25 protein-coding genes are annotated in these 24,913 nt (G+C 62.4%); 13 read left to right on the top strand and 12 right to left on the bottom strand.

The window, feature by feature from the left end; genetic code table 11:
- Positions 1-66 precede the first annotated feature (66 nt).
- Genes livH through QIW53_RS21480 form a run of 4 tightly spaced genes read left to right on the top strand, consistent with a single transcriptional unit; the run spans position 67 to position 3,709 of the window.
- Positions 67-990, top strand: a complete 924-nt coding sequence (gene livH, locus QIW53_RS21495) for a high-affinity branched-chain amino acid ABC transporter permease LivH (protein ID WP_192302417.1) — start codon at positions 67-69, stop codon at positions 988-990.
- On the top strand, positions 987-2,243 hold the full coding sequence (locus QIW53_RS21490) for a high-affinity branched-chain amino acid ABC transporter permease LivM (protein ID WP_371051612.1): 1,257 nt from the start codon (positions 987-989) through the stop codon (positions 2,241-2,243). The genes livH and QIW53_RS21490 overlap by 4 nt, the downstream gene beginning before the upstream one ends.
- Entirely contained in the window at positions 2,240-3,007 is a 768-nt protein-coding gene (gene livG / locus QIW53_RS21485; protein ID WP_371051611.1) for a high-affinity branched-chain amino acid ABC transporter ATP-binding protein LivG, read from the top strand. Before QIW53_RS21490 ends, livG begins: the two co-directional genes overlap by 4 nt.
- On the top strand, positions 3,008-3,709 hold the full coding sequence (locus QIW53_RS21480; protein ID WP_371051610.1) for an ABC transporter ATP-binding protein: 702 nt from the start codon (positions 3,008-3,010) through the stop codon (positions 3,707-3,709).
- Between the two features lie 174 nt (positions 3,710-3,883).
- Here QIW53_RS21480 and QIW53_RS21475 read toward each other — a convergent pair whose 3' ends face one another.
- On the bottom strand, positions 3,884-4,792 hold the full coding sequence (locus QIW53_RS21475; protein WP_371051609.1) for a LysR family transcriptional regulator: 909 nt from the start codon (positions 4,790-4,792) through the stop codon (positions 3,884-3,886).
- Between the two features lie 103 nt (positions 4,793-4,895).
- On the opposite strand from QIW53_RS21475, the gene QIW53_RS21470 reads away from it, so the two are divergent.
- From QIW53_RS21470 to QIW53_RS21460, 3 genes are all read left to right on the top strand, one after another.
- On the top strand, positions 4,896-5,495 hold the full coding sequence (locus tag QIW53_RS21470; RefSeq protein ID WP_371051608.1) for a short chain dehydrogenase: 600 nt from the start codon (positions 4,896-4,898) through the stop codon (positions 5,493-5,495).
- 59 nt (positions 5,496-5,554) lie between these two features.
- Positions 5,555-6,220, top strand: coding sequence for a COG3650 family protein (locus QIW53_RS21465; protein ID WP_371051607.1), 666 nt, complete (start codon positions 5,555-5,557; stop codon positions 6,218-6,220).
- A gap of 94 nt (positions 6,221-6,314) precedes the next feature.
- Complete coding sequence (locus QIW53_RS21460; RefSeq protein WP_371051606.1) at positions 6,315-7,928, top strand: NAD(P)/FAD-dependent oxidoreductase; 1,614 nt, start codon at positions 6,315-6,317, stop codon at positions 7,926-7,928.
- A 116-nt stretch (positions 7,929-8,044) separates the two neighbouring features.
- Here QIW53_RS21460 and QIW53_RS21455 read toward each other — a convergent pair whose 3' ends face one another.
- Positions 8,045-9,142, bottom strand: a complete 1,098-nt coding sequence (locus QIW53_RS21455; protein WP_371051668.1) for a PLP-dependent cysteine synthase family protein — start codon at positions 9,140-9,142, stop codon at positions 8,045-8,047.
- 235 nt (positions 9,143-9,377) lie between these two features.
- Here QIW53_RS21455 and nhaA point away from each other — a divergent pair, with 235 nt between their 5' ends.
- From nhaA to QIW53_RS21435, 4 genes are all read left to right on the top strand, one after another.
- Positions 9,378-10,565: a Na+/H+ antiporter NhaA gene (nhaA, locus tag QIW53_RS21450; RefSeq protein WP_371051605.1), complete on the top strand. Its 1,188-nt coding sequence runs from the start codon at positions 9,378-9,380 to the stop codon at positions 10,563-10,565.
- Between the two features lie 121 nt (positions 10,566-10,686).
- The gene (locus tag QIW53_RS21445) at positions 10,687-11,859 is read left to right on the top strand and encodes an S-type pyocin domain-containing protein (protein ID WP_371051604.1); all 1,173 of its coding nucleotides are present in this window, start codon (positions 10,687-10,689) and stop codon (positions 11,857-11,859) included.
- The gene (locus tag QIW53_RS21440) at positions 11,856-12,089 is read left to right on the top strand and encodes a DUF7683 domain-containing protein (protein WP_371051603.1); all 234 of its coding nucleotides are present in this window, start codon (positions 11,856-11,858) and stop codon (positions 12,087-12,089) included. Before QIW53_RS21445 ends, QIW53_RS21440 begins: the two co-directional genes overlap by 4 nt.
- 97 nt (positions 12,090-12,186) lie before the next feature.
- Positions 12,187-12,417, top strand: coding sequence for a DUF7683 domain-containing protein (locus QIW53_RS21435; RefSeq protein WP_371051602.1), 231 nt, complete (start codon positions 12,187-12,189; stop codon positions 12,415-12,417).
- A 73-nt stretch (positions 12,418-12,490) separates the two neighbouring features.
- Here QIW53_RS21435 and QIW53_RS21430 read toward each other — a convergent pair whose 3' ends face one another.
- Positions 12,491-12,955 carry a glycine zipper 2TM domain-containing protein gene (locus QIW53_RS21430; RefSeq protein WP_371051601.1) on the bottom strand — a complete coding sequence of 155 codons (465 nt, stop codon included), beginning with the start codon at positions 12,953-12,955 and terminating at the stop codon, positions 12,491-12,493.
- A 162-nt stretch (positions 12,956-13,117) separates the two neighbouring features.
- Here QIW53_RS21430 and QIW53_RS21425 point away from each other — a divergent pair, with 162 nt between their 5' ends.
- Positions 13,118-13,354, top strand: coding sequence for a hypothetical protein (locus QIW53_RS21425; protein WP_371051600.1), 237 nt, complete (start codon positions 13,118-13,120; stop codon positions 13,352-13,354).
- Between the two features lie 5 nt (positions 13,355-13,359).
- Here the strand turns inward: QIW53_RS21425 and pdxH are convergent, their stop codons facing one another.
- The 5 genes from pdxH to dinG all read right to left on the bottom strand — a co-directional run bounded on the left by pdxH (position 13,360) and on the right by dinG (position 21,348).
- Positions 13,360-14,007, bottom strand: a complete 648-nt coding sequence (gene pdxH / locus QIW53_RS21420; RefSeq protein ID WP_371051599.1) for a pyridoxamine 5'-phosphate oxidase — start codon at positions 14,005-14,007, stop codon at positions 13,360-13,362.
- A gap of 24 nt (positions 14,008-14,031) precedes the next feature.
- On the bottom strand, positions 14,032-15,123 hold the full coding sequence (locus QIW53_RS21415) for an OmpA family protein (RefSeq protein ID WP_371051598.1): 1,092 nt from the start codon (positions 15,121-15,123) through the stop codon (positions 14,032-14,034).
- A 113-nt stretch (positions 15,124-15,236) separates the two neighbouring features.
- Complete coding sequence (locus QIW53_RS21410; protein WP_371051597.1) at positions 15,237-16,382, bottom strand: serine hydrolase domain-containing protein; 1,146 nt, start codon at positions 16,380-16,382, stop codon at positions 15,237-15,239.
- 221 nt (positions 16,383-16,603) lie between these two features.
- Positions 16,604-19,108, bottom strand: coding sequence for a beta-agarase (locus QIW53_RS21405; protein WP_371051596.1), 2,505 nt, complete (start codon positions 19,106-19,108; stop codon positions 16,604-16,606).
- 95 nt (positions 19,109-19,203) lie between these two features.
- Positions 19,204-21,348 carry an ATP-dependent DNA helicase DinG gene (gene dinG / locus QIW53_RS21400; RefSeq protein ID WP_371051595.1) on the bottom strand — a complete coding sequence of 715 codons (2,145 nt, stop codon included), beginning with the start codon at positions 21,346-21,348 and terminating at the stop codon, positions 19,204-19,206.
- Positions 21,349-21,447: 99 nt separating this feature from the next.
- On the opposite strand from dinG, the gene QIW53_RS21395 reads away from it, so the two are divergent.
- Positions 21,448-21,912 (top strand): CopD family protein, encoded by a 465-nt coding sequence (locus QIW53_RS21395; RefSeq protein ID WP_371051594.1) that lies wholly within the window; start codon positions 21,448-21,450, stop codon positions 21,910-21,912.
- Positions 21,913-22,079: 167 nt separating this feature from the next.
- On the opposite strand, the gene QIW53_RS21390 is transcribed toward QIW53_RS21395, so the two are convergent.
- The 4 genes from QIW53_RS21390 to QIW53_RS21375 all read right to left on the bottom strand — a co-directional run bounded on the left by QIW53_RS21390 (position 22,080) and on the right by QIW53_RS21375 (position 24,763).
- On the bottom strand, positions 22,080-22,838 hold the full coding sequence (locus tag QIW53_RS21390) for a collagen-like protein (protein ID WP_371051593.1): 759 nt from the start codon (positions 22,836-22,838) through the stop codon (positions 22,080-22,082).
- Positions 22,831-23,109: a DUF1145 domain-containing protein gene (locus QIW53_RS21385; protein WP_371051592.1), complete on the bottom strand. Its 279-nt coding sequence runs from the start codon at positions 23,107-23,109 to the stop codon at positions 22,831-22,833. Before QIW53_RS21385 ends, QIW53_RS21390 begins: the two co-directional genes overlap by 8 nt.
- A gap of 147 nt (positions 23,110-23,256) precedes the next feature.
- Positions 23,257-23,976, bottom strand: coding sequence for an OmpA family protein (locus QIW53_RS21380; RefSeq protein WP_371051591.1), 720 nt, complete (start codon positions 23,974-23,976; stop codon positions 23,257-23,259).
- A gap of 91 nt (positions 23,977-24,067) precedes the next feature.
- Entirely contained in the window at positions 24,068-24,763 is a 696-nt protein-coding gene (locus QIW53_RS21375) for an OmpA family protein (RefSeq protein WP_371051590.1), read from the bottom strand.
- Positions 24,764-24,913: the final 150 nt, after the last annotated feature.

Raw genomic sequence — 24,913 nt, 5'->3', positions numbered from 1 at the left:
CACGGGGCCCGGGCGGGAAAATGACTCCACCAGTGAAATGCGTATCAGGTTTTTAGGAGCGCTGTAATGCCTGACATCTATCACTTTTTCCAACAGCTGGTTAATGGCATGACCATTGGCAGCACGTATGCCCTGATCGCCATCGGCTATACGATGGTTTACGGCATCATTGGAATGATCAACTTCGCCCACGGCGAGGTGTACATGATCGGTTCCTACGTGGCGTTCATCGCCATCGCCGGGCTGGCCATGATGGGACTCGACAGTGTGCCGCTGTTGATGACCGCCGCTTTCCTCGCGACCATTGTCGTGACCAGTGCCTACGGCTACAGCATCGAACGGATCGCCTACCGCCCCTTGCGCGGCAGCAACCGTCTGATCCCGCTGATTTCCGCCATCGGCATGTCGATCTTCCTGCAGAACACCGTTCTGCTGGCGCAGGACTCCAAGGACAAATCCATTCCCAACCTGATTCCGGGCAACTTTGCCTTTGGGCCAGGTGGCGCACATGAAGTGCTGATTTCCTACATGCAAATCGTGGTGTTCGTGGTGACGCTGATCGCCATGCTCGGCCTGACGCTGTTCATCTCCCGCTCTCGCCTGGGCCGCGCCTGCCGCGCCTGCGCCGAAGACATCAAGATGGCCAACCTGCTGGGCATCAACACCAACAACATCATCGCCCTGACCTTCGTCATCGGCGCCGCCCTGGCGGCCATCGCGGCCGTGCTGCTGAGCATGCAATATGGCGTGATCAACCCGAACGCCGGTTTCCTGGTCGGCCTCAAGGCCTTCACCGCCGCCGTACTGGGCGGAATCGGCAGCATCCCCGGCGCCATGCTCGGCGGGCTGGTGCTCGGCGTGGCGGAAGCCTTCGGTGCCGATATCTTCGGCGACCAGTACAAGGACGTCGTGGCGTTCGGTCTATTGGTCCTGGTGTTGTTGTTCCGGCCAACCGGCCTGCTGGGTCGTCCGGAGGTTGAGAAAGTATGACTAGGAATCTTAAACAGGCGTTGTTCAGCGCCTTGCTGGTGTGGGCGGTTGCCTACCCGGTACTGGGCCTGAAACTGTCCATCGTCGGTATCAGGCTCGAAGTTCACGGCACCAGCACCACCACGCTGACCATCATCGCCGTGTGCTCGGTGCTGATGTTCCTGCGGGTGCTGTTCGATCAGCAGATCAGCTCGGCCTGGCGCGCCTCGCCACGCATGCCGTTGATCCCGGCCAAGACCAGCAACTTCCTGACCCTGCCGGGCACTCAACGCTGGATCATCATTGCGTTGATCGTCGGCGCCCTGATCTGGCCGTTCTTCGGCTCCCGCGGCGCGGTGGACATCGCCACCCTGGTGCTGATCTACGTGATGCTGGGCCTGGGCCTGAACATCGTGGTCGGCCTGGCCGGCCTGCTCGACCTCGGCTACGTCGGCTTCTACGCCGTCGGCGCCTACAGCTATGCCCTGCTCTCGCATTACCTGGGCCTGAGCTTCTGGGTCTGCCTGCCGATCGCCGGCCTGATGGCGGCCACCTTCGGCTTCCTGCTGGGCTTCCCGGTGCTGCGTCTGCGCGGTGACTACCTGGCGATCGTGACCCTGGGCTTCGGTGAAATCATCCGTCTGTTCCTGCGCAACCTGACCGACATCACCGGGGGCCCGAACGGCATCAGCAACATCGAGAAGCCGACGTTCTTCGGCCTGACCTTCGAGCGTAAAGCCGCCGAAGGCATGCAGACCTTCCACGAATATTTCGGCCTGGAATACAACTCGATCAACAAGGTGATTTTCCTCTACCTGGTTGCGCTGTTGCTGGCCCTGGCCGCGCTGTTCATCATCAACCGCCTGCTGCGCATGCCGATCGGCCGTGCCTGGGAAGCGCTGCGTGAAGATGAAATCGCCTGCCGTGCGCTGGGTCTCAATCCTACGGTGATCAAGCTCTCGGCCTTCACCCTCGGTGCCAGCTTCGCCGGTTTCGCCGGCAGCTTCTTCGCCGCCCGTCAGGGCCTGGTGACACCGGAGTCGTTCACCTTCATCGAGTCGGCGATCATCCTCGCCATCGTCGTGCTGGGTGGCATGGGCTCGCAGTTGGGCGTGATCCTGGCGGCCGTGGTGATGATCCTGCTGCCGGAAATGATGCGTGAGTTCAGTGAGTACCGCATGTTGATGTTCGGCGCCTTGATGGTGCTGATGATGATCTGGCGACCTCAAGGCCTGCTGCCCATGCAACGTCCTCACATGGAGCTGCGCAAATGAGCCGCGAGATCCTTAAAGTCGAAAATCTGAGCATGCGCTTCGGCGGCCTGCTCGCGGTCAACGGCGTGGCCCTGACCGTGAAAGAGAAACAAGTGGTTGCCCTGATCGGCCCCAACGGTGCCGGCAAGACCACGGTGTTCAACTGCCTGACCGGTTTCTACAAGCCGAGCGGCGGCAGCATCCTGCTGGACGGCGAGCCGATCCAGGGCCTGCCCGGCCACAAGATCGCCCTCAAGGGCGTGGTGCGGACCTTCCAGAACGTGCGTTTGTTCAAGGACATGACGGCGGTCGAGAACCTGTTGATCGCGCAACACCGTCACCTGAACACCAACTTCCTGTCCGGGCTGTTCAAGACCCCGGGGTTCCGCAAGAGCGAGCGCGAGGCGATGGAATTCGCCGCGTACTGGCTCGACAAGGTCAACCTCACGGAGTTCGCCAACCGTCCGGCCGGCACCCTGGCCTACGGCCAGCAACGCCGCCTGGAAATTGCTCGCTGCATGATGACCCGCCCGCGGATCCTCATGCTCGACGAACCGGCCGCCGGCCTGAACCCCAAGGAAACCGAAGACCTGAAGGCGCTGATCAGCGTGTTGCGTGAAGAACACGACGTGACCGTGCTGCTGATCGAGCACGACATGAAGCTGGTCATGAGCATTTCCGACCACATCGTCGTGATCAACCAGGGCACCCCCCTGGCCGATGGCACGCCGGAACAGATTCGCGACAATCCTGAAGTGATCAAAGCCTACCTGGGGGAAGCGTAAATGCTGCAGTTCGAAAACGTTTCCACCTTCTACGGCAAGATCCAGGCCCTGCACAGCGTCAACGTCGAAGTCCGTCAGGGCGAGATCGTGACCTTGATCGGTGCCAACGGCGCCGGCAAGTCGACCCTGCTGATGACCCTCTGCGGTTCGCCGCAAGCCCACAGCGGCAGCATCCGCTACCTGGGTGAAGAGCTCGTCGGCCAGAGTTCGTCGCAGATCATGCGCAAGAGCATCGCCGTGGTCCCGGAAGGTCGTCGGGTGTTTGCCCGCCTGACCGTGGAAGAAAACCTCTCGATGGGCGGTTTCTTCACCGAAAAGGGCGATTACCAGGAACAGATGGACAAGGTCCTGGAGCTTTTCCCACGGCTGAAAGAACGCTTCAACCAGCGCGGCGGCACCATGTCCGGCGGCGAACAGCAAATGCTTGCCATCGGCCGCGCGCTGATGAGCAAACCCAAGCTGTTGCTGCTCGACGAGCCTTCGCTGGGCCTGGCCCCGATCATCATCCAGCAGATCTTCGACATCATCGAACAGCTGCGCAAGGATGGCGTGACGGTGTTCCTGGTGGAGCAGAACGCCAACCAGGCGCTGAAGATCGCTGACCGCGCCTACGTGCTGGAGAACGGCCGGGTGGTGATGCAAGGCACCGGCGAAGCGCTGCTGACCGACCCGAAAGTGCGCGAGGCGTACCTGGGCGGTTGAGTGTTTTGCACTTGAACGAAAAAACGGCCTGCGGGCCGTTTTTTTATGCGTCCATGAAGTACCCAATGTGGGAGCGGGCTTCCTCGCGAAAAGGCCCGCACAGTCAACATCTACGGCGAATGATACAACGCTTTCGCGAGCAAGCCCGCTCCCACAGGTTTCAGGTTGTGCTGGCTACAGCCGATCCAACGCCTCCCCACTGCGCTTGAACCAGCCGATCAGATAATCCGCCAACACCTGCGTACGCCTGGGCAATCCGCCTTGGTACGGGTGCACCAGGTACATCGGCATGCGCCGGGTCTGGAAGTCGCGCAGCAGCCAGCGCAATCGACCGTCCGCCAATTCCGCCTGCAACAGGTAGGACGGCAGACGCGCAATGCCGGCGCCGGCCAGTGCGGCCTTTTTCAGCAGGCTGTAGTGATTGCTGGCGAACGGCCCGGAAACCCGCACCCGCAACAAATCGTGTTGCTGGTGATAGAGCCATTCCTCGCGCCCGCTGTAGTGGCTGTTGAGCAGGCACTGGTGCTCGGCCAGAGACTGCGGCGCCAGGGGTTCGCCATGTTGCGCGAGATAGGCCGGGCTGGCGCAGGTCAGTTCGTGCCAGGCCAGCAGCGGCCGCGCCACCAGACGCTCGTCTTTGCCCACTTCGGATCGCACCGCCAGGTCAAACCCCTCCCGGGACAGATCCCGGTAGTCGTTGCTGAGGTCGAGTTCGATCTGCACCTGCGGGTACTGGTGGGAAAACTCCAGCAACAGGCCATCGAAGAAGGTTTCTCCCAGGGACACCGGAACGGTCATGCGCACAGGTCCCGCCATATCGTCCTTGAGGCGCGCCAATGCCTGACGCGCCCTTTCCACCTGCACCACCAGCGCCTGGGCTTGGGGCAACAGCGCCGCCCCGGCTGCCGTCAGGCTCAGGCGACGCGTGGTGCGCTGCAGCAGCACCACGCTAAACCGCGTTTCCAGCAGGCTGATGCGTTTGGACAACTGGCCTTTGCTGCAACCCAGTTGCTGCGCCGCCAGCGTGAAGCTGCCTGCTTCGATCAGCACAGCGAACGCCGCCAGATCATCCATCTCGCTCATGGATTGTTTCCAATAGAAAACCAAAGGTTGCCTATTAGCGCGCTTATCCGCCGAAAAAACCACTCTAGACTGAGGGCACTTTCAAACACACGAGGACCATCCCATGAAAATCCTTCTGATCGGCGCCGGCGGCACCATCGGCACAGCCATCGACAAAGAACTGTCGGAACGTCACGAGATCATCCGCATCGGCCGCAACAGCGGCGATTTGCAGGTGGATATCAGCGACAGCGCCTCGATTCGCGCACTGTTCGAAAAAACCGGGAAATTCGATGCACTGATCTGCGCCGCCGGCAACGTCACCTTCGCGCCACTGGGCGAAATGACCTCGGACAGTTTTGCCCTGGGCCTGAAAGACAAACTCATGGGCCAGGTCAACCTGCTGCTGATCGGCCGCGAGTTCGCCAACGATGGCGCCTCGTTCACCTTCACTACCGGCGTGCTCAGCCACGATCCGATCCGCAGCGGCGCCTCCGCAGCCCTGGTCAATGGCGCCCTCGACAGCTTCGTGCGAGCCGCCGCGATCGAACTGCCGCGCGGCCTGCGTGTGAACTCGGTGAGTCCTGCCGTCCTGCTCGAAGCGATGGGCAAATATGCACCGTACTTCCGTGGCTACAAACCGGTTCCGGCCGCCGATGTGGCGCTGGCCTACGCCAAAAGCGTGGAAGGCCTGCAAACAGGTCAGACCTTTCATGTGGGCTGAGCCCTTGTGATGAACGGTCAGGCTGCGTAACGTGGCGGCACTTGTCTGGAGAGCCAAAGATGCGTGTTGCCCGTTCCTTCGTCCTGATTGCCCTGCTTCCGCTGTTCGCCGCCTGCCAGTTGCTGGAGGGCCCCCGTGAAAATGCCTCTCACGTGGGGCAGACCCGCCTGCAGGGTCAACTCACAGCGGTCGATGGCAAACTGGTGTTCCAGCCGTGCAATGAGCAGCGCAGCCTGGTGGTCAACGATGTCGGCGGCACCAGCGTCCTCCAGGAAGCCGCGACCCTGGCCGATGACCAGGGCAAGCTGTTCGCCGATGTCCGTGGGCGCGTCGAGACCAGCGGCGGCGAGAGCCGACTCGACCTCACGCAGCTGTACCGGGTCGAGCGCTCGGGCACCGCGTGCGACGATCCGAACTTCAAGCTGCTGATCCTGCGCGCCGCCGGCCACGGTCCGGACTGGAACGTTCGGGTCAGTGGCAAGGGCATGGTCATCGACCGCGCGGGCCAACCGCCCCTCGCCCTTCCCTATGTTGAAGAACAACTGGGCGACGGGCGCTTCAACCTCAGCACCGAAGCCAATGACCAGCACATCGAATTGTGGGTCGCGCCGCAGCGCTGCGTCGACAGCAGCACCGGCAACATCGCGCACATGAGCGCCGAATTGCGCATCGATGGCCAGGTGCAACGGGGCTGCGGGTATTTCGGCGGTTCGCGCAACGACTGATCGTTTAAGCCTCACGGGAATCGTCCTTTGAGGCTTATAATCGCCGGTTCAAACGCCCTGGCGCAGTTGTGCGCCCCGCGAACCGGATCCTGTCATGTTACGAATCACCGAACTCAAGTTGCCGATCGACCATCCCGATGAAGACCTGCGCCGCGCCATCGTGCAACGCCTGGGCATCGCCAGTGATGACCTGCTCGATTTCACCTTGTTCAAGCGCAGCTACGATGCGCGCAAGAAATCTTCCGAACTGTGCTTCATCTACACCATCGACCTCACCGCCCGGGATGAGGCGGCACTGCTGCACAAGTTCGCCGATGACCGTAACGTCAACGTGGCACCGGATGTCAGCTACAAAGTGGTCGGCCAGGCTCCGGCCGATCTCGAACAACGTCCGGTCGTGGTCGGATTCGGTCCCTGCGGGATTTTCGCCGGGCTGTTGCTGGCACAGATGGGCTTCAAGCCGATCATCCTCGAGCGTGGCCCCGATGTGCGCCAGCGCACCAAGGACACCTGGGGCCTGTGGCGCAAAAGCGTGCTCAACCCCGAGTCCAACGTGCAGTTCGGCGAGGGGGGTGCAGGCACCTTCTCCGACGGCAAGCTCTACAGCCAGATCAAGGACCCGAAATTCATCGGTCGCAAGGTCCTGCACGAGTTCGTCAAGGCCGGCGCACCGGAAGAGATCCTCTACGTCAGCAAACCGCACATCGGTACGTTCCGCCTGACGGGCGTGGTGGAAAACATGCGCGAAGAAATTCGTGCCCTGGGCGGCGAAGTCCGCTTCCAGCAGCGTGTCACCGATGTGATGATCGAGGACGGCCAACTGGTCGGCGTCGAACTCCATGGCGGCGAACAGATTCACTCTAAACACGTGATCCTGGCCCTCGGCCACAGCGCCCGCGACACCTTCCGCATGCTCCACGGCCGTGGCGTGTTCATGGAAGCCAAGCCGTTCTCCGTGGGTTTCCGCATCGAGCACCCGCAGTCGCTGATCGACCGCGCGCGCCTGGGCAAGTACGCCGGCCACCCGAAACTCGGGGCTGCCGACTACAAGCTGGTGCACCACGCCAAGAATGGCCGCTCGGTCTACAGCTTCTGCATGTGCCCAGGGGGCACCGTGGTGGCCGCGACGTCCGAGCCCAATCGCGTCGTGACCAACGGCATGAGCCAGTATTCGCGTAACGAGCGCAATGCCAACTCCGGCATCGTGGTCGGCATCACCCCGGAAGTCGACTATCCGGGCGGCCCGCTGGCGGGTATCGAGTTGCAGGAACGGCTGGAATCCCACGCCTACGTCCTGGGCGGCAGCAACTACGAGGCACCGGCGCAGCTGGTGGGCGATTTCATCGCCGGCAAGCCGTCCACCGAACTGGGCAGCGTCGAACCGTCATACAAACCCGGGGTTGCACTGGGTGACCTGGCGCTGGCCTTGCCGGCGTTCGCGATCGAAGCCATTCGCGAAGCCTTGCCAGCGTTCGAAAAGCAGATCCGTGGTTACTCGTTGCATGATGCGGTGTTGACGGGCATCGAAACCCGCACGTCGTCGCCTTTGCGCATCACCCGCGATGAGTCGATGCAGAGCCTGAACGTGAAGGGTCTGTTCCCGGCGGGTGAAGGCGCAGGTTATGCCGGCGGGATTCTGTCGGCGGGTGTCGATGGCATTCGCATTGCCGAAGCTGTGGCGCGGGACATCCTCGGCCTGCAAGCCTGACCCGATTCAAATATGGGAGCGGGCTTGCTCGCGAATGCGGTAGATTAGCCAACATCTCTGTTGAGTGTTAAACCCCTTCGCGAGCAAGCCCGCTCCCACACTTGATAGTGTGGGTGTCAGATGTTGGCGCGCAGCACTGTGTCCGGCAGTGGCTCACCTCGTTCGACCGTGGCAGCCACTTCAGCCATCAACCCGCTCAATTCATACCCTTGGGCCTTGAGCCAGGCCTGATCGTAGTAGCTGGTCTCGTAACGCTCGCCGCCATCACACAGAATCGCCACGATCGATCCCGACGCCCCCGCAGCCGCCATCTGCTGCGCCGCCATCAGCGCGCCGATCAGGTTGGTCCCGCTCGAACCACCCACACGCCGCCCCAGGCGTTGCGCCAGGTAGTGCATGGCGGCCAGTGACAAGGCGTCTGGCACCTTGACCATCGCATCGATCACTTTCGGCAGGAATGACGCCTCGACCCGTGGCCGTCCGATACCTTCGATCCGCGAGCCGTGATCCAGGCGCAGGCTGGCATCGCCCGTCTGGTAATAATCGAAAAACACCGAACGCTCGGCATCGGCGCACAGCACGCGGGTGCAGTGCTGGCGATAACGCACGTAACGACCGAGGGTCGCGGTGGTGCCGCCGGTACCCGGGCTGGAGATCAGCCAGCTCGGTTCGGGATGCTGCTCGAACCGCATCTGCTGGAAGATCGATTCGGCGATGTTGTTGTTCGCCCGCCAGTCGGTGGCGCGTTCGGCGTAGGTGAACTGGTCGATAAAATGCCCGTCGTGCTCACGGGCCAGGCGCTCGGACTCGGCATAGATCTGGGTCGGATCGTCCACCAGGTGGCTTTTGCCGCCGTAGAACTCGATCTGCGCGATTTTCTCCCGGGAGGTGGTCGCCGGCATCACTGCAATGAACGGCAGGCCGAGCAAACGAGCGAAGTAGGCCTCGGAAATCGCCGTCGAGCCGCTGGAGGCTTCGATCACCGGCGCACCGGGCTTGAGCCAGCCGTTGCACAGCGCATACAGGAACAACGAACGGGCCAGACGATGTTTCAGGCTGCCGGTGGGGTGGCTCGACTCGTCCTTGAAATACAGCTCGATCCCCGGGAAACCCGCCAGGGGCAAGGGAATCAGGTGCGTGTCGGCGCTGCGCTGGAAGTCGGCTTCGATGATCCGGATCGCTTCCCGGGCCCATTGTCGGTTGTCGCTCATGATGGTTATCTCGTTGAGGCGGCCTTGTTGCAAGGCTCAGCCCGGCAGCTTAGGAAATATCCGACATCGCGCACAGATACAGCTGAGCCTCAATAGCTGATTCAACTGCTAGGCTCAGGTCCGTGCTGCCCATCGCGCCCTGACCGCATATAACAAAAAAGAATATAATTTTTGTTTTAACAACTAAGGGTACGGGTTAGGGTGTGCCACCTGTTCTCGAATTCGATGGAGAGCGACCTTGCCTCTGCGTAGCACATTCACACGTTTCTTTCAGTTGGAAGCTGCCAGCGGTCTGTTGTTGATCGCCGCCGCGGCCCTGGCCCTGATCATCAACAACTCCTCGCTGTCATGGCTGTACAGCGGCCTGCTGGACACCCCGGTGGTGGCCCAGGTCGGCGCGCTGAAAATCGCCAAGCCCCTGCTGCTGTGGATCAACGACGGCCTGATGGCGCTGTTCTTCCTGCTGATCGGCCTGGAAGTGAAACGCGAAGTGCTCGATGGCCAACTGGCAAAACCCTCACAGGTGGTCTTGCCCGGCGCGGCGGCGATCGGCGGCATGGTCGTGCCGGCGCTGATCTACTGGTTCATCAACCGTGACGATCCGGCCGCACTGGGCGGCTGGGCCATCCCGATGGCCACGGACATCGCCTTCGCCCTCGGCGTCCTCGCCCTGCTGGGCAAACGGGTGCCGGTATCGCTGAAGCTGTTTCTCATGACCCTGGCAATCATCGATGACCTCGGGGCCATCATCGTCATCGCCATCTTCTACTCCGGGGCGCTGTCGACCCTGTCCCTCGCGCTGGCGGCGGCGTGCATCATTGCGCTGATCGCGATGAACCGGCTCGGGGTGGTCAAGCTCGGGCCGTACATGATCATCGGCCTGATCCTGTGGGTGTGCGTGCTCAAGAGCGGGGTCCACGCGACGCTGGCCGGCGTGACCCTGGCGTTCTGCATCCCGTTGCGCACGAAAAACGCCGAACCTTCGCCCCTGCTGACGCTGGAGCACGCCCTGCACCCCTGGGTGGCGTACGGCATCCTGCCATTGTTCGCTTTCGCCAACGCCGGCCTGTCCCTCAGCGGCGTAACCGTTGAAAGCTTCACCCACCACGTTCCCATGGGCATCGCAGCGGGCCTGCTGCTGGGCAAGACCCTCGGCGTGTTCGGCCTGACCTGGCTGGCGGTAAAAACCGGCATCGCCGCCCTGCCCCAGGGCGCCAATTGGGGGCAGGTGCTGGGTGTGGCGATCCTCTGCGGGATCGGATTCACCATGAGCCTGTTCGTCGGCTCCCTGGCCTTCGTGCCCGGCGCCAGCGACTACGCGGGCATGGACCGCATGGGCATCCTCACCGGCTCGATCCTGGCCGCCTTGATCGGTTATGCGGTGACGGCGGCGGCGAGTCGCAGGAATGCTGCGCTGCCGTCCTGATCATCTGAGACAACTCCGCGTCACATTAGCGACGCTTCCTACAGCCACGATCAATCCGCTTCGATAACGTCGCACAACCCGTTTGCCAAGGGTTGGCGACGTATGAATGCAAGGACGATCAGTGGCTGGCAACAAGGATATTCCCAGGGTCAAAAACCCTCCGTCGGGCGATGGCCATCATGTGACCTATCGCCTGATGAACGCCACCGAGCTGGCCGAGCGGGAGGCAAGGCAGAAGGCCTACGACGCCATGCGCGAACGGCAGCAGGCGTTCGAAGACAGCCGGACGGTGGTGCCAGGCGAGCCCGCGATGGTTCGCAAGGGCTGCGTGTTCGCCAAGTCCTGCAAGCTGCCGGACGCCATCATCGACTACACGAACCCTTCGGGGATGGTGCCCACCGACAGCCTCAAGGATTACGGCGAAGTGGCCTGGCTCGGCGCCTCCGAGGTCGACAGCGCAGGCCTGGCAGAGCTCAACCGCATCGGCGGCACGGCGCTCGCCATCGGCCGACTGGCGCTGTGGACGCCGGCTGCTGCAGCGCCCGTCGGCGCACTCAGCGTGGCCGGCTCAACCGCCCTGGTCGCACTGATAGCGGTGTTCTGGTCGCCGAGCCTGGGCGACAGCGCGCTCTACAGCGAAGAGCAACTGCGCACCCTGAAACAGGCCCGTACCCGCGTGCGCCTGCACGTCGAGCAGCTGGCCGACGGCACCCTCAAGGGCTACGGCTTCTACACCGGTACGAACCGCGATTGGGAAATGGTCGATGTGGTGCAACTTGCGTTGCGCGACAGCCAATACGTTGCCGATCTGGGCGAAGGCATCGAGCTGATCTGGACCCCGGCCGTCGATGGTTCGGACATTCTCGGCATTCCCAAGCTGGAAGCGGCGCCGCAGGCACCACATATCTGGGTCTATCCGCCGACGAAACAGGCTGAGGCGATCATCGTCGACCCGGTTTACCCGCCGGATTACAAGGATTTCATTCTTGTGTTTCCGGTGGGGTCGGGGGTTCGGCCGGTTTATGTCGTGGTCGCCTCCAATCACAAATACCATCAGGCACCCACAGGACTGATTGCTTTTCCCGATGCGATTGCGGCGAAACAAAAAACAAGGGTAAAAGGGAAAGGCACGAGGAAGCGCTGGAAAACTGCGGATGGGCGAATTCTGGAATGGGACTATCAGCATGGAGCGGTAGAGATGTACGACAAGCGAGGTCGGCATCTTGGTGAGTTTGACCCACTAACAGGAAACAGAACGAAACCGGCGGACTCCACAAGAAGGATTGAACCGTGAATCACATCATTTTCGCTTTTGATAAGGAAACCGAGGCACTGGGTTTCGAAGTGCACATCCCAGCGATGAAAATTGAAGAGCTGAGAATAATTATGGGATGGAAGGACCCCGAAGACGAAATTTACGGCTACGATCTGGACGCCTTTCAGATTGAGAAACTTCAATTAATGCTCAAAAACGACTTCTACGATCCACAGTATCTATTCCAAGTCGTCGGGCATTCAGATTGACTTTCCCCCCAGCAATGAGGGTATCGCAGAGGGAAGATTTACCTCCCCCCTCAGTGCAACATCCAAGATTAGCTGAGCGCAGACAGGGGTCAGCGTCATGATTTACTTGATTGAAGCGTTCGATAAAAAGACCGAATTCCTTGCATTCGAAGAAGCGCTGCCGCAAGGCTCTGATGCAAAGCTGAAAGAAATCATGGGATGGGGGACCGAACAGCAGGGTTGGGAAGGGTACGACCTGAATGCCCAGCAGCTTGGCGCCCTGCAAGAGTTGTTGGGAAAGACTATCTACGACCCCGCGTACACATTCCAATTGACCTGCAACGCATAGGGTCGCAACAGCCAAAACAAAAAACCCCAACCAGCGCTCGCTGATCGGGGTTCTTCGTTACCCGCCGCTGCGCTTAATGCGAAACGCGGCTGGTGCCGTCAACGGTAGAGATACGAACGCGTTCGCCGACACGGAACACTTCGTTTTCCTGAACCTGTTGCACGTAGGCGCGCATGCTGCCGTCGTCTTCGCGAACGGTGATTTCCACACCCTGGGTGCGGGTCAGGCCTTCTTCGGTGGCAGAGCCGAGCAGGCCACCGGCAACGGCACCGATAACGGCGGCAACGATGCTGCCGCGACCACCGCCAATGGCGCTGCCGCCGACACCGCCCACCACGGCGCCTGCAGCGCCACCGATCGGGGTCTTGGTGCCTTCGATCTTGACCGGACGCAGGGACTCGATGGTGCCCATGCGAACCGTCTGCACGCGACGCGCTTCGTCACGGGAGTAGGAGTCACCGGTCAAGCTCGATTGGCAGCCAGTGAGCAACATCGCCATCGTGGAAAAGGAAGCAATTAGCAGAACAGACTTACGCATGGGATCAACTCCAAAGGACAGGTATTCATTAAACTCCGCAGCTTGACGCGTGTCACGACGTAGCCGGGATAAAATGGGTTTGATTCAGGCCAGGTACAGGCGTTTTCACCCACTTGGCACGCGGCATTTGGCCGAATTTGCGCCGCTCAACCAGAGATTGTCATGGATTACTTCATCATTGTCGTCACCACGTTCGCCGGTCTGTACTTCCACTGGTGGATCTACGTGCGGATCAAACGCTGGATGGACCGCGACCTGGCGCTCGCCCTGGCAGGTGATGACGAGCATAAGAAAGTCTTCATGCTCCAGCAACTGGCGAACGCTCAAGCGCAGAAAATCAAGCGCCGGGACTTGCCGCAGTGGCTTGAGGCCGCTGCGGCAGGTTATCCCGGTCGGTAGACTGCCTAGGGTGCCAGACGTTCAAGAATCCAGTCGGCGCCCTGGGCACGGTAGTTGAGGCGATCATGCAGGCGGCTCGAACGGCCCTGCCAGAACTCGATGCGCTCGGGGAGCAGGCGATAACCGCCCCAATGCTGCGGACAATGCGGCTGGGTATCGCTGAATCGTTGCTCGGTGCGCTTGAGCAGGGCTTCCAGCTCACCACGGTCGGCGATGACCCGGCTTTGCGGTGAGGCCCAGGCGCCGAGGCGACTGCCCAGTGGCCGAACCTGAAAATAGGCATCGGACTCCTCTGGCGTGACCTTCACCACTCGTCCTTCGATGCGCACCTGGCGTTCCAGCGCCGGCCAGAAGAAGGTCATGGCCGCGAACGGGTTCGCGGCCAGGTGCTGGCCCTTGGCGCTGTCGTAGTTGGTGAAGAACGTGAAACCCTGCTCGTCCAGCCCCTTGAGCAACAGAATGCGGCAATGCGGTCGACCGTCCGAGTCGACGGTGGCCAATGTCATGGCATTGGCCTCCACCGGCGCCTGTTCGGTTTTCACCGCGTCGGCAAACCAGGTGTGGAACAGCGCAAACGGCTCGGCCGGAGCTTGCGCCTCGGTCAGGCCGTCTCGGGTGTAGTCGCGACGCATATCAGCCAGGCCCTGGGTCATGGCGCATTCCTTTTGATTAACGAATCACTTCTTCGTGGCATCGGCGGTAGCGACTTTCTTGTCAGCCGTGGCCGCTTTCGCCGGGGTGGTCTTTTTCGCCGGGGTGGCGGTCTTGGCCGGTGCTTTCTTGGCCGGTGCCTTGGCAGCCGCTTTCTTGGCTGGCGCTTTTTTCGCGGCCGGCACAGCGGCTTTCTTGGCGGCAGGCGCCGGGGTCACAGGCTTGGCCGCCGGCTTGACGTCCTGGGCCGCGACCATTTTCACCGGTGCCGGGGCCGGCATGTTGTATTTGCTCAGCAGCGCAACCATGGTGTTTTGCGGGGTCACCAGCATTTCAACCCGACGATTCAGCGCACGACCTTCGACGCTGTCGTTCGCCGCACGCGGAGCATCGCTGCCCATGCCGCGCAGCATCAGGCGATCGCGCTGCAGACCGCTGAGACGGAAGATCGCCGCCACGGCCTGGGCGCGTTCCTGGCTGAGCTTGACGTTGGCCGGCGCTTCACCCGAGGTATCGCTGTGCCCCAACACCAGCACGGCGGTTTTCGGATCGACTTCAAGGATTTTCGCCACCCGGGTGAACGGGCCCAGGGTCACGGGCAGCAACATGGCCGGACGGTCGGGGTTGAACGAGCCCTCGACCGGTGCGGTGATCACCAGCACATCATCACGGCGCTCGAGTTGCAGATTGCTGTCCTTGATTGCCGTGCGCAGGCGCGGCTCGTAGTCATCGAGCCAGGCCTGGGTGACTTTCGGGTCAGGCATCGGCACCGCCTTGGCGGTGCTTTGCTCTTTGCCGCCAAACGGCCACCACCATTTACCGCCTGCTTGAGCTTCAGCCTTCGCCACTTCGACCGGCTTGGCTTCGGGTTTCTTGTCCAGCACTTCCTCGGAGCCGAACGGCCAATACCAGGGGTTGCTGCTTTCTGCCTTGGCCGCCGGCGCCGCTGCAACCGGCTTCACAGGTGCGGCAGCGGGTGCCGGCTCTTTTGCCGCGACCTTGTCGGAGGAGCCGAACGACCACCAACTGCCGCCATCCGAATCATTTTTTGGAGTTTGCGCACAACCGGTGACGGCGATGCTCAGGGCCAGAGCGAGGGTGGTTTTATTGAATGACATTGGATATCCACAAAATGATGATCATGAAAAAAAGGCCGGCAGGTACCGGATAAATAGACGCTTGGAAAACATAAAGGCCTTCGGGTTCCGGCCCTGGAACCCTGGAGCGCGTTTTACAGACAAGTGGCCAGTACCCGGGCGAGCTGCTGCGCGCGCGGATCCATCAATACATATGGCCCCAGTGTGTTGGTGACGAAACCGAAGGCGACATCACGTTCCGGGTCGGCAAAGCCGATGGAACCGCCTGCGCCGGGATGGCCGAACGCCCGTGGGCCGAGGCCGTAGGTCGCGTTGGGCACGTCCGGTTGATCGAGCATGCACCCCAGGCCGAAGCGGGTCCGGGTCAGCAAGGTCTTGTCTTCGCCGATGCTGTGTTCGCGGGTGAGCTCTTCAAGCATGTCGCTTTCCAGCAGGCTGCCGTCGAGCAGCCCGGCGTAAAAACCGGCCAAGCTGCGGGCATTGCCGTGGCCATTGGCGGCCGGCTGCTGCATGCGCCGCCACTCGGGTTTGTTGGTGCTGGTCAGGACCGAAGGCGGGTTGGTGAACGCCCGCGTGGTCATGGCCGTCGGTTCGCGCATCGTCACTTGCAGCAGGCGCTGGGCAGCGGCATCGCCGACATTGCCCTTGCCTCGGGCGATATGCGCCACACGATGGAACTCTTCATCCGCCAGCCCGACATGGAAATCCAGCCCAAGCGGCTTGGCAACACGGGCCAGGATCGATTCCCCCGGCCCGCGATTGTCCGCCCGGCGCAGCAACTCACCCACCAGCCAGCCATAAGTGATGGCGGCGTAGCCGTGCGCGGTGCCGGGCGTCCACCAGGGTGATTCAGCCGCCAGGGCATCGACCATGAGCTGCCAGTCGTACAGGGCTTCAGGGGCAAGCAACTCACGCAGCGCCGGAAGACCCGCCTGATGGCAGAGCAACTGGCGCAGGGTCACGGACTCTTTGCCAGCCGCCGCGAATTCGGGCCAGTAGCGGGCCACCGGGGCATCCAGTTGCAGCTTGCCTTCGGCCACCAGTTGCAGGGCGGTGACGGCCGTGAAGGTCTTGGTGCAGGAAAACAGGTTAGCGATGGTGTCGCTGTGCCAGGCTTCCAGGCCGTCCTTGTCGGCGGTGCCGGACCAGAGATCGACGACCGTTTCGTCGCCGATCCGGATGCACAACGCGGCACCACGTTCCTGGGGATCGTCGAACAACGCGGCAAACGCTTCACGCACCGCTTCGAACCTGAGTTCGTAATGACCCTGAATCTGCACCCGCTACCTCTCGAATAAGCCTGTTACACAGAGGCAGGCATTGTTCCAGCCATTGACGGTTTTGGGAACAGGGTCGGGCCGGGCGGTCGCTTTGCCCCGAATCAGTCGAGGACTGGAAGGACGGCATCGCGGGCAAGCCCGCTCCCACAGTGATTCGGGTCGTTACCCAATCTCAGGTTACCCCGGATACCTGTGGGAGCGGGCTTGCCCGCGATGCGGTCTCAATGCCCGGTGCCCGAATGCCCGCCCGCATGCCCGGCACCCTTGCCCGCCTCGCCTTGACGCCCACCGGCGGCATCATGCCCGGCCTTTTCCGCTTCGGCCTTGGCCTTCTGCGCTTCTTTGCCCAGCTGATCGAGGGTCGCCAGGTTGCTCTTGCGCACGCTGTCGACGAAGCCCTGGAACGGCAGATCGGTGACGCCCACCAGGCCGAAGTGCCCGTTCTCGCCATCCAGCAGTCGGCCGGTCACCGGTTGATCGAGGTACTGGAACCAGTGCACCCCGACAATCGACGGCTCGCTCACGGCCTGTTTGAGGAAGTTCGCGTAGGCCGGGCCCCGGTCCTCTTCTCGCGCCAGTTGCGTGACCCCGCCCCAGAACGGCCCTCGATCGGTCGAGCCGAAGTTGAACTCGGTGATCAGCACCGGCTTGTCGAGGCTGCGCAGGCTGGCGAAGTCATAGCCGTCCTGCGGTTGCAGGGTGTACATGTTGAAACTCAGGACGTCGCAGTACTGGGCGCAGGCGGCGACCGCCTCCGGGGTGCTGACGGCAAAGCGGCCGCCCAGCAGCAACTGGTTTGGCGCGTGCCACTTGAGCGAGTCGGAAATCGTCTTGAAGTAGGTATCGGCGAAGACTTTCTGGAAATATTTGAAGTCGTTCTCGATTTCCGGGTGTTCCGCGCTCGGCAGCGGCGGTACGAAGCCGGGGTCTTCCATCAGTTCCCAGGCGGGCAGGTCAATGCCCCAGGCCTTGGAGAGGCCGGCCTGATTGCGGTATTTGTCACGTAATTGCTTGAGGAACGCACGTTTGGCCGGCACGTCGGTGGTCAGTTTCAGCGTGCCATAGGCCAGCGCGTAACGGGCTTTCGGATCGTCGGCAGGGCTGGGGCCTGCCCAGGCCAGCTCGTTATCGGCGAAATAACCGATCAGCCACGGATCGTCGCGATGATCACGGGCGGCAATGGCCACGGCACGTTCGGTGGCCATGGCAAAGCGCGGATCGAACGGGTCGGGCATGCCACCCCACCAGTCGGCACCGGTGCTGATGCTGGCGTAATCGCCCACGATGGACAGCGGCAAGGTGTAGGGCACCCGATCGGCACTGGCCAACGCCGGGGCGCTCCAGTTACCGATGGTGTTGAAACCCCAGGCTTGCAGGCGGTCCAGGGTTTGGCTGGCCCAACGCTGCTGATCGATCACCGCTGTGCAAGGTTCGGCGGGTTTCTGTTCGACGGCTTTCGCAGCGGTGGCGTCCTCGGCGCCGGTTCTGGCGGCTTCGGCCACACCCGCTTCGGTCGTGGATGGGACGACAGGCTGCTCAGCCGCCTTTTCGCTGCTCGCTTCAACCGCATCAGCCTTGGCTGCCTCGGCGACGCCAGCCTTGGGCTCGCTGACCGGCGCGCAGGGACTGCCATACAGGCGTTGCAGGTTGGCGCCATAAAAATCGTACCAGCGACCGGCGTTGTAACCACGTCCCTGGTCGGCGCCATTGCCGCCCCGGTTGTCGCCTTCACCGTAATGACTGGCCAGCGGTGCGTCGGGCGCGGGCAATGATTCGAACATCCACTCGCGACCGGCAATGTAAGTCGCGTTGACGTCCGGGGCGACGGTATTGACCCCGAGCGAATAGAACGGATGGCCCTCGGGCGTCACCAGGTACCAGCGGCCGTCACGTTTTTCACTGCGGAAAAACCCGCTGGCCTTGAATGTCGGGCCCTGGGTCCAGCCGCCGAATTTGTCCAGGGACGCCTTCTGCCGCTCGGCCAGCCAGGTCCTGGTTTGCTGTTGTTCCCTGGCGCTGGCGCTTTTGAGCTGCTCGTCGCTGCTGACTTTCTCCGGCCACCGACCCCGGGTCGATTGGCCGTAAGCGTCGACCAGGCCGCCATACGCCGCGCGGGTCACAGCCTCGCCGTCCTGCACACCAAAGCGCTCCAGCAGTATGCTCTGCGCGGCTTTGGGCTGATCCATCGACAGGCTGACCGACACCACCTGGCTGCGATCCAGCTCGCCGGCGCTGCTGGCCAGCAACACGCGCTGCCCGTCAATGGTCATCGGCATCGGCGGCCCGGCCTTCATGCCCAGGCTCAACGGCGTACTCGGTTGCAACGGCACCAACAGCGTCTGCGCCGGGCCCGCCGGCAGGTCGACGCGACTGACGAGGGTCTTGCCATCGTTGCTCTGGATTTTCACGTAGAGGGTCACGGCCCAGTTCATCGCACTCTGGATCCGCAGGCTCATCATCCCGGACTGCGACCAGTCCCAGGCGCCGGTTTGCGGGGTCAAGCGCAGGGTCGGTTGCGCCACCGGATTGAACGTCACCCGACGCAGCACTTCGCCTTCGGCCGTCTGCTCGGCGTTCGATTGCGGCAGGCTGGCGTCCTGAGTCGCCACCTGGACCACATCGGCGGGACGGACAAAGTTGAACAGCGTCTGCTGGCCGGCGGGCGCTGCCCATACGGGGGCTGCGATGAACACGGCAAGAACAGCGGGCAACGAACGGCGGATCATAAGAACGAAATTCTCCCTAACGACCAATGATGGCCAGTGGAAATACGATGACAGAGAGATAGACAACACGGCGGGCTGAATTGCCCACCGATGTCTCAGGAAATTTCACGACGGAAAGGCGGCAACGCATTGAGAATCGCCTTGCCATAGCGCTGGGTGACCAGGCGCCGGTCGAGCAAGGTGATGGTGCCGCGGTCTTCTTCGGTGCGCAGCAGGCGACCGCAGGCCTGGACCAGCTTCAGCGAGGCGTCGGGCACGGAGATTTCCATGAATGGATTGCCGCCCCGCGCCTCGATCCATTCCGCCAGTGCCGCTTCGACCGGATCGTCGGGCACGGAAAACGGAATTTTGGCGATGACCACGTGCTCGCAATAGGCGCCGGGCAGGTCGACCCCTTCGGCGAAGCTCGCCAGGCCGAACAACACGCTGGAATCCCCGCCATCGACCCGCGCCTTGTGTTTGTTCAGGGTTTCCTGTTTCGACAGGTTGCCCTGAATGAACACCTGCTTGCGCCAGTCGCGGTCGAGCCCGTCGAACACGTCCTGCATCTGCTTGCGCGAAGAAAACAGCACCAGCGTACCGCGCGAACCTTCCACCAGTTCCGGCAGATCACGAATGATCGCCGCCGTGTGCGCCGCCGCATCCCGGGGATCGGCGTTCAGGTTCGGCACCCGCAGTACGCCGGCGTCGGCGTGGTGGAACGGGCTGGGGACCACGGCCGTCACGGCTTTTTTCGGCAGGCCGGCGCGCATGCGAAAGCGGTCGAAGGTGCCGAGGGCGGTCAGGGTCGCCGAAGTCACCAGGCAGCCGTACGCCACGTTCCACAGGTTGCGCCGCAGCATTTCCGCCGCAAGGATCGGGCTGGCGTTGACCTCGATGTCGAACAGCGAGCCACTTTCGGCCAGCGTGAGCCAGCGGGCCATGGGCGGGTTGTCTTCCGGGTCCTCGACCGTGAATGCGGTCCACAACTCCCAGTTGCCCGAGGAACGGGACAACAGGCTGCCGAACAACGGATACCACTCTTCGGCCTGGTTGCTCGCGATACCGATGTTGACCTCGCCGTCCATGCCTTCCTTGAGCAGGTCGGTCAGGCGGGTAAACAGATCGGTGAGCCGGGCGAAGCCTTTTTTCAGCTCGATGCCCATCTCGCGCATGTGCTCGGGAATCACCCCGCCGACGAATCGATGGCGCGGCCGCTCGCGGCCCTCGACATCTTCGCCGGGTTTGAAATCGGCAACCTGCTCGCAGGCGCTGAACATGAATTGCTGCTGCGACTTGATCTCCCGCGCCAGCTCCGGCACCTGCTCGATCAATTTGCCCAGATCGCCCGGCAGTGGGTGCTGGGCCAGCAGCTTGGTGAGGTTCTTGGCGGTGGTTTCCAGCCAGTCGGCCGTGGAGCGCAGGCGCGTGTAGTGGGCAAAGTGACCGATGGCCTTGTCCGGCAAGTGATGGCCTTCGTCGAACACATAGACGGTATCGCGCGGGTCCGGCAGCACGGCGCCACCGCCCAGGGCCAGGTCGGCCAGGACCATGTCGTGGTTGGTGACGATCACGTCGACCTTACCCATGCCTTCGCGGGCCTTGTAGAAGGCGCACTGGCCGAAGTTCGGGCAATGGCGATTAGTGCACTGGCTGTGATCGGTGGTCAGGCGCGCCCAGTCGGCATCTTCCAGGGCATTGGGCCAGCTGTCGCGGTCGCCGTCCCATTTATTGCCCGCCAGCTTCTCGATCATGCTGGTGAACAGCTTCTGACTGGCCTCATCGACCTCGATCTTGAAGCCTTCTTCCTCGAACAGCTGTGCCGTGGCGGTTTGCGCGTGGCCTTCCTGGAGCAACATGTCGAGCTTGGACAGGCACATGTAACGGCCCCGTCCCTTGGCCAGGGCAAAGCTGAAGTTCAGCCCGCTGTTGCGCATCAGGTCGGGCAGGTCCTTGTAGACGATCTGCTCCTGCAGGGCGACGGTGGCCGTGGCGATCACCAGACGTTTACCGGCGGCCTTGGCAGTGGGGATCGCTGCCAGGCTGTAGGCCACGGTCTTGCCGGTACCGGTGCCGGCCTCCACCGCGACAATCGCGGGGTCGCCACTGCGCCGGCCCTCGTCGTCGGTGTCGATGTCACCCAGGACCTTGGCCACCTCGGCGATCATCAGGCGTTGGCCGTAGCGCGGCTTGAGGCTCTTGGCTTCGAGAAAACGCGAGTAGGCGCCCTGGATCGTGGTTTTGAGTTCAGTGCTGATCATGTATTGTCGGGCGCGAAAAACGCTGGATAAATTTTCAGTGGTTTGGATCGGCGGCTATCATACCCCGGTAATCAAATCTGCGCAGAACGGAGTACCCGAATGACCGCTTTCAGCCTCGTCTACAGCTTGCATGTCCTCGCCGCACTGGTGTGGGTGGGCGGCATGTTTTTCGCCTGGATGGTCCTGCGCCCTGCGGCGATGAAGGCACTGGAGGGCCCTGGCCGGCTGAAGCTGTGGGTTGAAGTGTTTCAAGGATTTTTCCGCTGGGTCTGGGGCGCGGTGGTGCTGCTGCCGGTCAGTGGCGTGATCATGCTCAACCTGCACTTCACCGGTTTCGAACACGCGCCCCGTTATGTGCAGGTCATGATGGGGCTGTACCTGGTGATGACCGCCCTGTTCATCCGGATCCAGGCCTTGCTGCTGCCGGAACTGCGCACCGCCGTCGACGCGCAGGATTGGCCGGCAGGGGCTGCGGTGCTGGGAAGGATTCGGCGGTTGGTGGGGATCAACCTGCTGGTGGGGTTGGCGGTGGTGGCAATCGCGGCAGCACGCCCGGGTTTCTGAGAGACTCCCCCTGCAGGAGCGAGCACGCTCGCGATGGTCGCTAACGATGACGGGGCCTGCCTCACTCCCCGCGCTGTCCACACCACCCTCGCGAGCATGCTCGCTCCTACAGGGGCACTGACTTTTTAAAGCCATCTCCCGCGAGCCCGCAGAGTCAGGTTGGGCGACTACAACCTTTGTACGGTCACCGCCCCCGCCGCACCCGCAGGACCTGGCTGGCCATCAACCCCCGGCTTGCCGCTCTTGCCACCGTCGGCCTTGTAGATCAGACAGCCCTTGGCCTTGCCACCCGCCCCCGGTTTGCCGCCGGGACCGGCCAGGCCGCCCGCGCCACCGTCGACCTGGACCTTGATCTGCTCAGCCGGATAATCCTGCGGCACAGCCAGCCTGACCAGCGCACCGGGCGCGCCCGGCTGGCCGTCGCTGCCATTGCTGCCGTCGGCACCGCGACCGGCCTGACCCCAGGTGCAGCCCGGCGCCTGACCGTTGGCGCCATCGAGCCCGACAAAACCCGGCGCCCCGGCGCCACCACGTGCATCGACCGACAGCTGCGGCGCCGTCAATGCCTTGAACTGTACGTTCAGATTACGCCCCGCACGAGCGGCTTTCTGATAAGTGCCCGGCGCACCCCGCGAAGTGATCTGGCTGCCCTCGGACAACTCGGCGCGGTTGACCTTCAAGTCCAGCGCATTCTCGCCTGGGACAATGGCGATCCGCGCTTCGCGGCCCAGGTGCAGCTCGCCGACGCTGACTTCGGTCACATTCGCAGGAATCAGCAGCGTGCCGTAATCGGCCACCTCCAGACGCTCCAGCTGCAAGGTGCTGGTGGCGTTGGGCAGGCGCATCAGGGAGTTGGTTTCGACGCTGACCACCTGGGCACAGGCGAACGGGCTGACAAGTACGGCGAGCAGACAGAGTTTACGCATGGGAAGCCTTAGATTCGGCAGGAGCTGGAAGGGTTTGCAGGTGGAAAACACCAAAAAGGACAATTTTCAGACGGTCTCGCCAAGGATGGGCACGCCCCCGCAGGCTGCGAAAGCAGAACAACGCCTCGAGCAGGTGAAGGACCGCCAGCGCACCACCGGCCAGGGTGACCAGCAGGTGCAGCGGATAGACGAAGGGAGTCATCAGATTGACCAGCACCACCGCCCAGAACAGCAGGGTCAACAGCTTGCCCAGCCCCCAGACCACCTTCATACGTTCCCCCGATGAGAATTATTCTTTTGCGCACAGTAACGGCTTCCACGCGGGATAAGCCAGAGGACAAGGGAAAATTCTTCATGAAGATTGCCGAATGGCCACCGAATCGCCCACAGGAACGATCCGACGGCTCTACCACGCGGCTCAGCGATTGAGGTGCAACTCCACACGACGATTTTTCGCCCGGCCTTCTTCCGTTTCGTTGTCGGCCACCGGCTCGCTCTCGCCCCGACCTTCGCTGGTGATCTTGTTCGGCGCCACGTGCATGCCCAGCAGGTAAGCGGCCACGCTGCTGGCCCTGCGCTCCGAAAGCGCCTGGTTATAGGCGTCCGAGCCCTTGCTGTCGGTGTGACCGATGACCTTGACGCTTGTCACGTCGGGGCTTTGCAATCGGGGCATCACCTCGTCCAGTTGGCTCTGCGCCGCCGGCGTCAGGTCGGATTTGTCGAAGGCGAACAACACCGCGCCGGCATCACTCAGGGTGATGATCTCGACCGGTGCGGGTTCGGCGGGTTTCGCGTTGACCGGGTACTGCGGCAGCGGGCAACCACGATGATCGACAGGGGTATTGGCCGGCGTGTCCGGGCAGCGATCGCGTCGGTCAAACACGCCATCGTCGTCTTCGTCGCCATCCTGGGCGTAGCAGATCAAACCGCCGGTGAGGATCCCGAGCGCCGCACCACCGGCCGCCCATCCGCCACTTTCAATGGCGCCCAGGCCGCCACCGACCAGCCCGCCGATGACGCTGCAGATCGGCCAGGTTCTTTGGTTGAGGGGGGCGGTGCCATCGCTGTGAGTAGCGCAACCGGTCAACAGGCTGCTCAGCAGCACAACCGGCAAGACGGTCCGAATGAGTACGCTCATAAAGGAAGCTCCTGTGTTACCGGCCGATGCCGGCTACACAGGAGTAAAGACCCGCATCCGCGACTGCACAAGCCGCGGACGCAGGGGGGGGTTAGCGATTGATCCTGATTTCCGTACGACGGTTCTGCGCACGGCCTTCAGCGGTTTTGTTGTCGGCCACTGGCTGGCTTTCACCGGCACCGGACACCGACACGAAGCTGTTGCGTGGCACACCACTCTGGACGAGGTAGTCCACAACCGAATGGGCACGACGATCCGACAGTTTCTGGTTGTAGGCATCGCTGCCCACGCTGTCGGTGTGGCCGGTCACGGTCAGTTGAGCGGTGGAGGATTCCTGTTTCAGACGAGTCGCGACGGTATTGAGGACGTCTTTGTCAGCAGCGGTCAGCGTGGCTTTGTCGAACTGGAAGTGAACATCGCGGATGACGATGGTTTCTTCCTTGACCACGACCACTTCTTCAACCACTGGCGCAGGTACAGGGGGTGGGCAGCCATCGGCATCGACTTTCACGCCACGAGGCGTGCCCGGGCACTTGTCGCGGCTGTCCGGCACACCATCGCCGTCCTCGTCGCCATCACCGTGCACCCAGCAGTAGGCTGCCGCCGTACCGCCGATCAGCAGCGCACCGTAACCTGCCCACGCCGAGCTCTCGGTCGCGCCGAGACCCGCACCCACGACACCGCCGACGGCCGCACAGGTCGGCCAGTCGGTTTTCTGCAAACCTGCGCAACCAGTCAACACACTGGTGAGCAGAACCAAGGGTAATGCTGTCCGAACTATGCTCATCTAGTTTTCTCCTGAAGGATCGGCTTAGAACCGATTCAGGGAGTAAAGACCCGAGTTTTAATCTCCGCCAGCAATAGGCCATTGCAGTTTTGTCCCGTGTTCGCAGGCCATTGGCACCAGAGCTGCCAGACCGCTCTATATCTGGACCTG

Source organism: Pseudomonas fluorescens, from assembly GCF_041354075.1.
Lineage (GTDB): Bacteria > Pseudomonadota > Gammaproteobacteria > Pseudomonadales > Pseudomonadaceae > Aquipseudomonas > Aquipseudomonas fluorescens_CE.
The sequence above is the reverse complement of the archived record's forward strand: the minus strand, read 5'-3'. Positions and strand labels throughout refer to the sequence as shown.